Annotated in this window: 12 protein-coding genes; 4 read left to right on the forward strand and 8 right to left on the reverse strand. The window is 69.2% G+C overall.

Going from position 1 to position 12,591, the window contains the following annotated elements:
- Position 1: 1 nt before the first annotated feature.
- The 3 genes from ACSQ9E_RS06685 to ACSQ9E_RS06695 are packed head-to-tail and all read left to right on the forward strand — an operon-like array spanning position 2 to position 2,349.
- Positions 2–451, forward strand: coding sequence for a type II 3-dehydroquinate dehydratase (locus ACSQ9E_RS06685; RefSeq protein WP_057205991.1), 450 nt, complete (start codon positions 2–4; stop codon positions 449–451).
- Between the two features lie 30 nt (positions 452–481).
- A complete protein-coding gene (locus tag ACSQ9E_RS06690; protein WP_057205996.1) occupies positions 482–1,072 on the forward strand; it encodes a TRAP transporter small permease in 591 nt (196 codons plus the stop codon).
- A complete protein-coding gene (locus tag ACSQ9E_RS06695; protein WP_436217240.1) occupies positions 1,069–2,349 on the forward strand; it encodes a TRAP transporter large permease in 1,281 nt (426 codons plus the stop codon). Before ACSQ9E_RS06690 ends, ACSQ9E_RS06695 begins: the two co-directional genes overlap by 4 nt.
- A gap of 3 nt (positions 2,350–2,352) precedes the next feature.
- Here ACSQ9E_RS06695 and kdpE read toward each other — a convergent pair whose 3' ends face one another.
- From kdpE to ACSQ9E_RS06735, 8 genes are all read right to left on the reverse strand, one after another.
- A complete protein-coding gene (gene kdpE, locus ACSQ9E_RS06700) occupies positions 2,353–3,051 on the reverse strand; it encodes a two-component system response regulator KdpE (RefSeq protein WP_057269486.1) in 699 nt (232 codons plus the stop codon).
- On the reverse strand, positions 3,039–5,753 hold the full coding sequence (locus ACSQ9E_RS06705) for a DUF4118 domain-containing protein (RefSeq protein WP_436217241.1): 2,715 nt from the start codon (positions 5,751–5,753) through the stop codon (positions 3,039–3,041). Before ACSQ9E_RS06705 ends, kdpE begins: the two co-directional genes overlap by 13 nt.
- Positions 5,753–5,887, reverse strand: coding sequence for a hypothetical protein (locus ACSQ9E_RS06710; protein ID WP_436177440.1), 135 nt, complete (start codon positions 5,885–5,887; stop codon positions 5,753–5,755). Before ACSQ9E_RS06710 ends, ACSQ9E_RS06705 begins: the two co-directional genes overlap by 1 nt.
- A 3-nt stretch (positions 5,888–5,890) precedes the next feature.
- Entirely contained in the window at positions 5,891–6,463 is a 573-nt protein-coding gene (gene kdpC / locus ACSQ9E_RS06715) for a potassium-transporting ATPase subunit KdpC (protein ID WP_436217242.1), read from the reverse strand.
- 20 nt (positions 6,464–6,483) lie between these two features.
- Positions 6,484–8,616 (reverse strand): potassium-transporting ATPase subunit KdpB, encoded by a 2,133-nt coding sequence (gene kdpB, locus ACSQ9E_RS06720; protein WP_436217243.1) that lies wholly within the window; start codon positions 8,614–8,616, stop codon positions 6,484–6,486.
- Positions 8,613–10,412, reverse strand: coding sequence for a potassium-transporting ATPase subunit KdpA (kdpA, locus tag ACSQ9E_RS06725; protein ID WP_057269484.1), 1,800 nt, complete (start codon positions 10,410–10,412; stop codon positions 8,613–8,615). Before kdpA ends, kdpB begins: the two co-directional genes overlap by 4 nt.
- Positions 10,412–10,510, reverse strand: coding sequence for a K(+)-transporting ATPase subunit F (kdpF, locus tag ACSQ9E_RS06730; protein ID WP_057206008.1), 99 nt, complete (start codon positions 10,508–10,510; stop codon positions 10,412–10,414). The genes kdpA and kdpF overlap by 1 nt, the downstream gene beginning before the upstream one ends.
- A gap of 240 nt (positions 10,511–10,750) precedes the next feature.
- On the reverse strand, positions 10,751–11,365 hold the full coding sequence (locus ACSQ9E_RS06735; protein ID WP_179681131.1) for a DUF1566 domain-containing protein: 615 nt from the start codon (positions 11,363–11,365) through the stop codon (positions 10,751–10,753).
- Positions 11,366–11,531: 166 nt separating this feature from the next.
- Between ACSQ9E_RS06735 and ACSQ9E_RS06740 the strand changes: the two genes are divergently transcribed.
- Positions 11,532–12,560, forward strand: coding sequence for a GGDEF domain-containing protein (locus ACSQ9E_RS06740; protein ID WP_428000029.1), 1,029 nt, complete (start codon positions 11,532–11,534; stop codon positions 12,558–12,560).
- The last annotated feature ends 31 nt before the right edge of the window (positions 12,561–12,591 follow it).

The following is a 12,591-nucleotide window of genomic DNA, read 5'->3' on the forward strand; positions in this document are numbered from 1 at the left end:
CATGAAAATCCTCGTCCTCCACGGCCCCAACCTGAACCTGTTCGGGCGCCGCGAACCCCACATCTACGGCACCACCACGCTGGCGCAGATCAACGAGCGCCTGCAGACGCTCGCAACCGAGCTCGGCGTGGAACTCGACATCCTGCAGTCCAACCACGAAGGCGCGTTGATCGACTTCCTGCACGAGCACATCGACGCGGCGCAGGGCGCGCTCGTGAACCCTGCGGGCCTCACACAGCATGGTGTGCCGCTGCACGACGCGATCAAGGCCATGCCCTTCCCGGTGATCGAGGTGCACATGTCCAACATCGCCGCGCGCGAGGCCTGGCGCGCGCATTCGATCATCTCGCCAGCGGTCAAGGCCACGGTGCAGGGCTTTGGCCCGCATTCCTACCTGGCAGCGCTGCGCTCGCTGGTGGAAAGCCTGCGCGAAGCCGCCCAGACGGCCTGAGTCCCGTTCCGCCATCACAGGAAATACAACATGAATCGATGGATGGACCGCGCCTGCCGCGTGCTGGAGGCGGTGATTGCCGCCATGCTGGCGCTGATGGTGGTGCTGGTGTTCGGCAACGTGGTGCTGCGCTATGGCTTCAACTCCGGCATCACCGTGTCGGAAGAAGTGTCGCGCTGGCTTTTCATCTGGATGACCTTCCTCGGGGCCATCGTCGCACTGCGTGAGCATGGCCACCTGGGGGTGGACATGGTGGTGCAGCGCCTGCCCGCGCTGGGCAAGAAGATCTGCCTGGCGCTGGGCCACATGGTGATGCTCTACATCGTCTGGCTGCTGTTCCAGGGCAGCCTGGCGCAGGCGCGCATCAACTGGGACGTGACGGCTCCGACCACGGGCGCGTCCATGGCGATCGTCTACAGCGCGGGCCTGGTGTTCGCGGTGTGCGCGGCGCTGATCCTGGCCATCGACCTGTACAAGCTGCTCAGCGGCCAGATCGCCGACGAGGACCTGGTGATGGTGCAGGAATCGGAAGAAGCCGTGCAACTGCAGCAGATCCTCGGCTCTTCTGCCCAGGCGCCAGCCGGCAGTGCGCCCTCGGGCCACGGAGGTGCGAAGCCATGACCATCGTCGTCTTTGTCGGCGCGCTGCTGCTGGCCATGGCCATGGGCATTCCGATCGCGTTCTCGCTGCTGGCCAGCGGCGTCGCGCTGATGTGGCACCTGGACCTGTTCGACGCGCAGATCCTCGCGCAGAACCTGATCGGCGGGGCCGACAGCTTTCCGCTGCTGGCCGTGCCCTTCTTCATGTTGGCGGGCGAGATCATGAACGTCGGCGGCCTGTCGCGCCGCATCGTGGACTTCGCCCTGGCCCTGGTGGGCCACGTCAAGGGCGGCCTGGGCTACGTGACCATCATGGCCGGCTGCCTGCTGTCGGCCCTGTCGGGGTCGGCCGTGGCCGATGCGGCGGCACTCACGGCGCTTCTCCTGCCCATGATGGTCAAGGCCGGGCACGACAAGTCGCGCGCCGGCGGGCTGATCGCGGCCACCGGCGTCATCGGCCCGGTGATCCCGCCGAGCATCGGCCTGGTGATCTTCGGGGTTGCGGCCAACGTGTCCATCTCCAAGCTGTTCCTGGCGGCCATCGTGCCGGGCATCCTGATCGGTGCCGCGCTGTGGCTGACCTGGGCCTTCCTGGTGCGGCGCGAGAAGATCGTGCCGCCGCCGCGCAAGTCGGCCGCAGAGATCCTCACGGCCCTGCGCAAGGCCCTCTGGGCGTTGATGCTGCCGGTGATCATCCTCGTGGGCCTGCGCATGGGGGTGTTCACGCCCACCGAGGCGGCCGTGGTGGCGGCGGTGTACGCGCTCTTCGTCTCGGCGGTGATCTACCGCGAGATAAGCTGGCGCGACCTGTACGGCATCTTCGTCGCTGCGGCCAAGACCAGCGCCATCGTGATGTTCCTGATCGCGGCCGCCATGGTGAGCGCCTGGCTCATCACCGTGGCCGACCTGCCGTCCAAGGTGGTGGGGCTGCTGCAGCCCTTCATGGACAACAAGATTTTGCTGATGGCGGCCATCATGGTGCTGGTGATGGCGGTGGGGACCGCGATGGACATGACGCCCACCATCCTGATCCTCACCCCCGTGCTGATGCCGGTGGTGAATGCGGCGGGGATCGACCCGGTCTACTTCGGCGTGATGTTCATCATCAACAACTCCATCGGCCTCGTGACGCCGCCCGTGGGCACGGTGCTCAACGTGGTCGCGGGGGTGGGCAGGATGTCGATGGACGACGTGACCAAGGGCGTGGTGCCCTTCATGATCGCGGAGTTCGCCATCATGTTCATGATGGTGCTGTTCCCGTGGTTGGTGACCTGGCCGGCCAAGCTCTTCCACGGATGAGGTTCATGGCATCAGTCGGTAACCCACCGCAGTTTCCGTCAGCAGGTGGCGCGGCTGGGCCGGGTCGGGTTCGAGCTTCTGGCGCAGGTGGCCCATGTAGATGCGCAGGTAGTGGCTCTGCTCGGTGTGCGAAGGGCCCCACACCTCGCGCAGCAACTGGCGGTGGGTGAGCACGCGCCCGGCGTTGGCCACCAGCACCGACAGCAGCCGGTACTCGATGGGCGTGAGGTGTACCTCCTGCCCGGCACGCCGTACCAGGCGCGCCTTGCGGTCCACGGCCACCTCGCCGAAGCTGAAGGTGGTGTCCTCCTCTTCGGACGTCCCCGTGGCGCGTGGCCGGCGCAGGTTGGCGCGCACGCGCGCCATGAGCTCGCCCACGCCGAAGGGCTTGGTCAGGTAGTCGTCGGCACCGGCGTCCAGCGCGGCGATCTTGTCGGCCTCGTCGATGCGCGCCGACAGCACGATCACCGCCACGGTGGACCACTGGCGCACGTCGCGGATCAGCGTGAGGCCGTCGCCGTCCGGCAGGCCCAGGTCCAGCACCAGCAGGTCGGGCTTGCGCGTGCCGGCCTCGGTCAGGCCGCGCTGCAGGGTGTCGGCCTCGTGCACCTGCCAGCCCTCGGCTTCGAGCGCACCGCGCACGAAGCGGCGGATCTGGGGCTCGTCTTCGATCACGACGGCAACGGGGGCTAGGCTGGCCATGCGGGGGCTTCTTTCAGGGGTGGAGGAGGCCTGCGGGGCAGGCGCAGCATGAATTCTGCCCCACCGCCATCGGCATTGCGGGCTTCGATCTGGCCCTGGTGGGCATCCACGATGGCCTTGCAGATGGCCAGGCCCAGGCCCACGCCCGGCGTGGCCGATTCGGCCTGCCCGCGCGTGAACTTCTCGAACAGAAGTGCGGTATCGCCTTGCATCCCCTGCGGCAGGCCGGGGCCGTGGTCGCGCACGCTCAGCACCAGGGCCTCGGGTTGCGCATGGGCCTGCACGCTGATGGGTGGGGCACCGTATTTGGCCGCGTTCTCCAGCAGGTTCACGAGCACGCGCTCGATCAGCACGGCATCGAACTCCACCAGGGGCAGGTCGGCCGGGATGCGTGCCTGCACCTCGCGCCCCGCGAGGGCCGGGCCGGCGGCGCGGATGGCGCTGCCCACCACTTCTTCCGTGGACTGCCAGTCCATGCGCAGGTGCACGGCACCGCTTTGCAGGCGTGCCATCTCCAGGAGGTTGTTGACCAGGGTGTTGAGCTCGCGCGACTGCGCCACCATGGCGGCGGCGGCGCTGGCCTGGTGCGCGGGCAGGGGCGGGGTGGCATCGCGCAGCGACTCGGCCAGGCCGATCAGGCTGGTCAACGGCGTGCGCACGTCGTGCGATATCGCCGCGAGCAGGGCATTGCGCAGCCGCTCGGACTCCATCTCCACCACGGCGCCCTGCGCCACCTCCACGTAGTGCACGCGCTCCAGCGCAATCGCGATCTGGCGCGCCAGGGTATCGAGCTGCTTGGCCTGTTCGGGGATCAGCAGCCAGCGCGGCTGGGCAGGCTTGAGCGCCAGCACGCCGCGCACGCGCATGGGCGCCTGCAGCGGAACGTAGTGCCAGCTGTGCGCGGCCAGCGTGGTGGTGGCCAGGCCCGCAGGCTGGGCATTGCGCAGGCACCAGTCCGCGACGGAGGCATCAAAGCCTTCGGGGGCGGGGTCGGGCAGCGCCAGCTGGTCGCGCGCATCGGTGGGTAGCACCACGGCCTGGCCGCCAAAGTTGCGTTCTGTTGCCGTGCGACCCAGCTCCACCACCTGCGAGGCCATGAGCGCGGCCGACAGGTCGCGCGTGAGCTCGAACAGCGATTGCGCACGCTGCTCGCGGCTGGCCGCGATGCGCGCCTGGAAGCGCAGCCCCGCCGTGAGCTGCCCGATGAGCAGGCCCACGGCCAGCATGACGGCGAAGGTGAAGAAATACTGCACATCGCTCACGGCGAACGAAAACCGCGGCGGCACGAAGAACAGGTCGAACGCCGCCACGTTGAGCACGGCCGAGAGTGCGGCCGGCCCGCGCCCCTGGCGCACGGCGACCAGCACCACCCCCATGAGGAACAGCATGACGATGTTGGCCAGCTCGAAATAGCCATGCAAAGGCGCTGCCAGTGCCGTGGCCATCACACTGGCGGCCACGGCCCAGGCATAGCGTCGCCAGCCTGGCTGCAGGCCGGCGTCAGGCTCTTCGCCGTCTGCCTGGCGCAGGGTCTGGGCAAGGCGCCGGGTGCTCGGGGTGTGGCCCACCTCCATCACGTCCAGGGCCGGCGCCAGGGTGGCCAGCTTCTGGGTCATGCCCACCTGCCACGGCCAGCGGCGGCGCGCTTCGGCGCGGCGGCCCACGATCAGGGTCGCGCAGTTGAGCGCCTGGGCATGCGCCACCAGGGCTGCGGGCAGGTCATGCCCGGTGAGCACGGCGGTCTGCGCGCCCAGGTCGCCTGCGAGCTGCAGCACGGCCAGGATGCGGTCGCGCTCGGCCGCAGCCAGGCGCTGCAGGCGCGGCGTTTCCACATAGGCCGCATGCCAGCGCACGTTGAGCTGGCCCGCCAGCCGCGCGGCCGTGCGCACCGTCTGCTCGGCGCCCGCCTGCGGACCGATGCAGGCGAGGATGGCGCCATCGGTGTTCCATGCCGGGGTGATGGACTGCTCGATGCGGTAGCTGCGCACATCGTCCTCGACATGCTCGGCCGTGCGCCGCAGCGCCATCTCGCGCAGCGCGATCAGGTTGCCCTTGCGAAAGAAGTTCTGCGCCGCGCGCTCGGCCTGGGGCGCCAGGTAGACCTTGCCGGCCTTCAGGCGCAGCAGCAGCTCGTCGGGCGTCACGTCCACCAGCACCACCTCGTCGGCGCTGTCGAGCACGGTGTCGGGCACGGTCTCATGCACGCGGATGCCGGTGATGGCGCCCACCACGCCGTTCAGGCTTTCGAGGTGCTGCACGTTGAGGGTGGTCCAGACGTCGATGCCGGCGTCCAGCAGCTCGCGCACGTCCTGCCAGCGCTTGGGGTGGCGTGAGCCTTCCACATTGGAGTGGGCGAGTTCGTCCACCAGCAGCACCGCAGGCTTTGCTGCCAGCGCGGCATCCAGGTCGAACTCGGGCAGGGTGCGGTCCCGGTACGGCACTTCGCGCGGTGGCAGGCGCGGCAGGCCCTGGAGCAGCTCGGCCGTCTCGCTGCGGCCATGCGTTTCCACCACACCGGCCAGCACCTGGGTGCCTGCGCGGTGGGCGCGCTGGGCGGCGCTGAGCATGGCGTAGGTCTTGCCCACGCCGGCATTGGCGCCAAAGTACACGCGCAGCCGGCCGCTCGCCGCCTGCTGTGCGTCGCGCTGGATACTTTCCAGGAGTTCGTCGGGGTCGGGTCGGCTGTCGCTGTGCAAGGCCATCAAGGTTCCTGGGATGTGTTTGTGGGCGGCCGCCTGCCGCGTGGCCGGCGTGCCACCAGCAGCCAGGCCAGCGCCAGCGGCACCAGCAGCACGGCCACTGCGCACAGCGCAGCGAGCACATCATTGCCTGCCATGGCTCAGCGCAATGCGTCCAGCGCCAGGTTCAACTGCAGCACGTTGATGCGCGCTTCGCCCACAAAACCCAGCCATGGTAGCTCTACCTGCGATTCCACAAGGGCCGCCACCTTGTCGGCGCTCACGCCCTTGGCCGTAGCCACGCGTGCCACCTGGTAGCGTGCGGCGGCGGGGCTGATGTGAGGATCGAGCCCGCTGGCCGAGGCGGTGACCAGGTCCACGGGCACCGGCGCGGTGTTGCCGGGGTCGGCTTCGCGCAGGGCGGCGATGCGGGCGCTGACGGCGTCCTTGAGCGCCGGGTTCAGCGGCCCCTGGTTGGAGCCGCCCGAGGCACTGGCGTTGTAGGGCATGGGCGCGGTGGCCGAAGGCCGGCCCCAGAAATGCCCGGGGGCGGTGAAGTTCTGGCCGATGAGTTCGGAACCCACGGCCGCGCCGTTCTTCATGACCAGGCTGCCATTGGCCTGGTGCGGGAAGGCGGCTTGCGCAATGCCGGTGACGACCATCGGGTAGATCACGCCCGTCGCCAGCGTGAGCGCGGCGAACAGGACCAGAGTGGGGCGAAGAATATTGTTCATGGAGAAATGTCCTTGGGTGTTCAGACCAGGCCCATGGCCGAGAGCAGCAGGTCGATGGCCTTGATGCCGATGAAGGGCACGATGAGCCCGCCCAGCCCGTAGATGGCCAGGTTGCGGCGCAGCAAGGCAGCGGCCCCCACGGCGCGGTAGCGCACACCCTTGAGCGCCAGCGGAATCAGAAACACGATGACCAGGGCGTTGAAGATCACGGCGGCCAGGATGGCCGACTGCGGGCTGGTCAGCTGCATCACGTTGAGCGCCGCCAGTTGTGGGTAGGTGCTCACGAAGATCGCCGGGATGATGGCGAAGTACTTGGCCACGTCGTTGGCGATGGAGAAGGTGGTGAGCGAGCCGCGCGTCATGAGCAGTGCCTTGCCGGTCTCCACCACTTCCAAGAGCTTGGTGGGGTTGGAGTCCAGGTCCACCATGTTGCCGGCCTCCTTCGCGGCCTGCGTGCCCGAGCCCATGGCCACGGCCACGTCGGCCTGGGCCAGGGCGGGTGCGTCGTTGGTGCCGTCGCCGGTCATGGCCACCAGCCGGCCTTCGGCCTGGTACTGGCGGATCAGCGCCAGCTTGGCCTCGGGCGTGGCCTCGGCGAGGAAGTCGTCCACGCCGGCCTCGGCGGCAATGGCGGCGGCCGTGAGCTTGTTGTCGCCGGTCACCATCACGGTCTTGATGCCCATGCGGCGCAGCTGCGCAAAGCGCTCGCGGATGCCGGTCTTGACGATGTCCTTGAGTTCCACCACGCCCAGCACCCGGCTGCCGTCGGCCACGGCCAGCGGCGTGCTGCCGCGGCGTGCCACCTCGTCGGCGGCGCGCAGCACCTCGGCGGGCATGTGGGCGCCCAGGGCCTCCACATGGCGGCGCACGGCGTCCACCGCGCCCTTGCGCAGCTGGCGCACGCTGCCGCCCGTCTGGGCGATGTCCACGCCGCTCATGCGTGTCTGCGCAGTGAAGGCGATGGCGGTGACGCTGCCATCTGCGGGCACGGCCACGGGCTCGCCTGCGGCCTGCACCAGGGCCACGATGCTGCGGCCCTCCGGCGTCTCATCGGCGGCCGATGCCTGGGCGGCGCAGGTGCCCAGTTGGGCCTGCGTGACGCCCGGTGCGGGCAGCAAGGCGCTGGCCTGGCGGTTGCCGTGGGTGATGGTGCCGGTCTTGTCCAGCAGCAGCACGTCCACGTCGCCGGCGGCCTCCACCGCGCGGCCCGAGGTGGCGATCACGTTGGCCTGCATCATGCGGCTCATGCCCGCCACGCCCACGGCCGACAGCAGGCCGCCGATGGTGGTCGGGATCAGGCACACCAGCAGCGACACCAGGGCCGTGAGGCTCACCACCGTGCCGGCCTGGGCGGCCTGCACGCTGTAGAGCGAGTAGGGCAGCAGGGTGACCGTGACCACCAGGAACACGATGGTCAGCGCCACCAGCAGGATGTTGAGCGCGATCTCGTTGGGCGTCTTCTGGCGCTTGGCGCCCTCGACCATGCTGATCATGCGGTCCAGGAACGAATCCCCGGGGTTCACGGCCACGCGCACCACCAGCCAGTCCGACAGCACGCGCGTGCCGCCGGTGACCGAGGAGAAGTCGCCGCCCGATTCGCGCACCACGGGAGCCGACTCGCCGGTGATGGCCGATTCGTCCACCGAGGCCACGCCTTCGATGACCTCGCCGTCCATGGGCACCATGTCGCCGGCCTCGACCAGCACCACGTCGCCCTTGCGCAGGTTCTCGGCCTGCTCGGGCAGCCAGGTGCCGCCGTGGCGGGGTTCCTTGAGCTTCTTGGCCCAGTTGCTTTTCTTGAGCGTGCGCAGCGACGCGGCCTGGGCCTTGCTGCGACCTTCGGCCAGGGCCTCGGCGAAGTTGGCGAAGAGCACGGTGAACCACAGCCACACGGCCACCGCGAGCACGAAGCCGGCGCCCTGGTCACCCTGGCCACCCAGGGCGTTGAGCCACAGCAGCGTGGTCAGGATGCTGCCGATGTAGACCACGAACATCACCGGGTTGCGCCATTGCACGCGCGGGTTGAGCTTGGTGAAGGCGGCACGCAGGGCGGGCAGCACGAGGGCCTTGTCCATCAAGGCCAGGGCAGGGCTTGCTTGCATGGCAGGGGTACCAATGGGGGTGGAAGGGGCGGGGTTGCGCGGGGCGTTCATGGGGCCACTCCCAGCATCAGGTGCTCGACCACGGGCCCCAGGGCCAATGCCGGCACATAGTTGAGCAGGCCCACCAGCAGCACGGTGCCGATCAGCAGCACCACGAACAGCGGGCCGTGGGTGGGCATGGTGCCTGCCGTCACCGGCAGGCGCTTCTTGCGCGCCAGGGCGCCGGCAATCGCCAGCACCGGCACGATCACCGCGAACCGGCCCAGCCACATGGCCACGCCCAGCAGCATGTTGTAGAACGGCGTGTTGGCCGACAGGCCCGCGAAGGCGCTGCCGTTGTTGTTGGCCGCCGAGCTCAGCGCATACAGCACCTCGCTGAAGCCGTGCGGGCCGGCCTGCACCATGCCGGCGGTGCCGGAGGTGGTGGACACCGCGATGGCCGTGCCCAGCAGCACCAGCAGCGGAGTCGCCAGGATGGCCAGCGAGGCCAGCTTCATCTCGTGCGCCTCGATCTTCTTGCCCAGGTACTCGGGCGTGCGGCCGATCATCAACCCGGCGATGAACACCGCCAGGATGGCGAAGACCAGCATACCGTACAGGCCGGAGCCGACGCCGCCAAACACCACTTCGCCCAATTGCATGAGCACCATGGGCACCATGCCGCCCAGCGGCGTGAGGGAGTCATGCATCGCGACCACGGCACCGCACGAAGCGGCTGTCGTGACCACGGCGAACAGGCCCGAGGCGGTGATGCCAAAGCGTGTCTCCTTGCCTTCCATGTTGCCGCCGGCCTGCGCCACGCTGGCCGCCTGGTCCACGCCCAGCTGCGCGAACAGCGGGTTGCCCGCCTGCTCTGCCGGCATGATGGCCAGCACCGCAGCCACGAACAGCACGGTCATGGCCGCCAGCACCGCCAGGCCCTGGCGCTGGTCGCCCACGCTGCGGCCAAAGGCGAAGCACAGCGCGGCCGGGATCAGGAAGATGGCCAGCATCTGCGCCAGGTTGGTCCAGGCCGTGGGGTTCTCGAACGGGTGGGCCGAGTTGGCGTTGAAGAAGCCGCCACCATTGGTACCCAGCATCTTGATCGCCTCTTGCGAGGCCACCGGGCCCATGGCCAGGGTCTGCGTGGGTGTGGTCAGCGCCTGCAGCACGGGCTGGCCCTGGGCATTGAGCAGCGGCGCACCCTGGCCGTCCAAGGCCGGCTGCTGGTAGCTGGTGGATTCGAGGGTGGCCACGTCGGTGTAGGCATTGAAATTCTGCACCACGCCGCTGCCGGCGAGGAACAGGGCCAGCACCAGTGACAGCGGCAGCAGCAGCCACACGGTGATGCGCGTGATGTCCACCCAGAAGTTGCCCAACACGGCGCTGGAGCGGGCGGTAAAGCCCCGGATCAGCGCGAACGCCACGGCGATGCCGGTGGCGGCCGAGAAGAAGTTCTGGCCGGCCAGCGCCACCATCTGCGTGAGGTAGCTCATGGTGGCTTCACCCCCGTAGCCCTGCCAGTTGGTGTTGGACACGAAGCTGATCGCGGTGTTGAACGACGAATCGGCCGACACGGCGGGCATGGCCTGCGGGTTCAGGGGCAGCAGGCCCTGCAGGCGCTGCACGGCGTAAACGAAGAGCAGGCCGGTACCATTGAACACCAGCAGGCACAGGGCATAGCGCGACCAGCCCATACCTTGTTGCGGGTCCACGCCCGCCAGGCGATAGAGGCCTGATTCGGCCTTCTGCATCCAGGCCGGGGGGGCACCGGTGGCGAGCACGGCCACCCAGCGGCCCAGCGGCCAGGCCATGAGCACCAGCAGTACGAGAAAAGAGCCCAGCAAGGCCCACGCAGCGGCGGTCATCAGAATTGCTCCGCGCAGATCAGGGCGTACACCAGGTACGCGAGCAGCAGCACCGCGATCAGGCCGCTGAGCCCATACAGCAGTTCAACGGCGATCATGCGCGCTCTCCTGCGGGTTTTTGTTCCAGGCGGCTGCAGCCGCGCACGAGCAGCAGGACCAGGCCCCACAGGCCGGCGGCTGCCGCGATATAGACGAAATCCATGGTTTGCTTCTCCATTTGGGCAATGGGAGAAGTCTCGGGATCCGCGCGTAAAAACAGGGCACAGACTGCGGGCCGTGCCGTAAAAAAAGCGTAAAGAGAAGGCTCGGCGTGGCGCCGGGCGGTGCCCGCCGTGCCGTCAGTCGGTGTGCGTGCGCACCAGGCGGATGTGGAGTTTGCTGAACTTGGCCGCGTCGCTGCGGATGTCGCCGGTCGCCAGGTCCACGGCAAAGCGCTGGTTCACGCGCGTGGTGTCCAGGCTCTCGCCGCCCTGGCCCTGGCGCTGGGCCTTTTCCACGTTGCCGTAGTTGTACTGGTTGCCCGCCAGGCCCCCCTTGACGTTGGCGTTGACCGCCCAGTACCAGCCCGAGGGCGCGACCGGGAACAGCCGCGCATCGAGCCCCGGCGTGGGGCCCGACTTGTCCACCAGCCGGCGCAGTTCGGCGGCGCGCGGCAGCCGCCAGGGCAGGCCCTCGGCCTTCCAGCGGGCATTGGCATGGGCCAGGGCCTGCGCGTGGTCGATCTCCAGCGGCGTGCCGGTGCAGGTGGTGCCGGTCCACTGCATGCCCTCGACGCAGCGCGGCCAGGCCAGCCTGGCGCGCGTGTCGATCACGAGGCTGCCATCAGCCGAGAGCACCAGGGCAGCGGCAGGCTCGGTGTTCGGTGCCTGCGCCAGGCTGGGCAGGGGGGCGATCAGGCAGGCCAGCACCAGCGATGCGGTGCGGCCCGTTCGTGTGTTGGGGATGTGCGTCATACCGGCAATGTTCGCATGGGAGTGCGTGCAGTATGCATGGCCGCCCTGGGTGCGGGGTGCTAAAGTGCACCGCGCGCCACCCGGAACATGGACCGGGGGCCGCGCGGACCCGCATGGCGGCGCACCGCATGTTTTTTCAGGATGCCCTGACGAGGAACCCGCACGCATGCGACCGGATCGCCAGCCCCTCATCCGCCAATTGTTCGACGACTACATCGCGCTGTACTCCACACGCGACGAGCGCCTGATCGGGCGCCTGAGCACCCAGTTCAGCGGCTACGCCAGCCGCAGCGACCGCCTGGTGCACACCCGCAGCGAGTGGGTGGCCGCCATCCTGCAGGACTTTGCCCTGGTGCCGCAGCACATGCGCATCGAGGTGCTCGACCTGTGCCTGCAGGACCTGGCCGAGGACGTGGTCTCGGCCACGGCGCTGGTGCACGTGCGTGGCCCCGATGCGGGCGAGACCCCGGCCGGCCAGGTGCCTGTGGCGCGCCTGGTGCTGGTGTTCCGCCTGGAAGGCGCGGAGTGGAAGATCGTGCACAGCGGCACCTCGGTGCCCTCGGGCCCCTTGCCGCAGGGGAGCTCTGCCGCCATGGTGCGCCTGCAGAACGACCACCGCGTGCTGCAGGCCCAGTTGCAGGAGAGTTCCCGGGCCCTGGCCGAGGCGCAGCAGCGCATCGACGCCATGGACCGCACCGACAGCCTCACCGGCCTGGGCAACCGGCGCCAGTTCGACCACGTGCTGCAGCAGGCCTGGGAGCGCGCGCAGCGCGCCGCCACCCCGCTGGCGCTGGTGCTGCTGGAGGTGGATGCGCTGCGCCACTTCATGGACCGCCATGGCCACCTGGCGGGCGATGCCTGCCTGCAGACCCTGGCCGTCACGCTCACCCAGATCGTGCAGGAGCGCCCAGGCGGCCTGGTGGCGCGGTTCGCGGGCGATGCCTTTGCCCTGCTGCTGCCCGGCGCGACTTTCGATGAGGCCCACAGCCTGGCGCAGGGCGCCGTGGTCGCGGTGCGCTCGCTGGCACTGCCCCACGAGGGCTCGGCCCTGGGCCGGCTCAGCCTGGGTGGTGGGGTGGCCGCGCTGGTGCCTGTGCGCGACCAGCGCGCCGACGAACTGGTGCGCGCCGCCAGCAGCGCCCTGGCCCGGGCACGGCAGGCCGGCGGCAACCGGGTCGAGCCACAGGTCGACTGAACAGTTCTCTTACCTCGAAACGGTCCAGTCT

Origin of the sequence: Acidovorax sp. LjRoot118 (genome assembly GCF_964253575.1) — a bacterium.
Classification (GTDB): Bacteria; Pseudomonadota; Gammaproteobacteria; order Burkholderiales; family Burkholderiaceae_C; genus Acidovorax.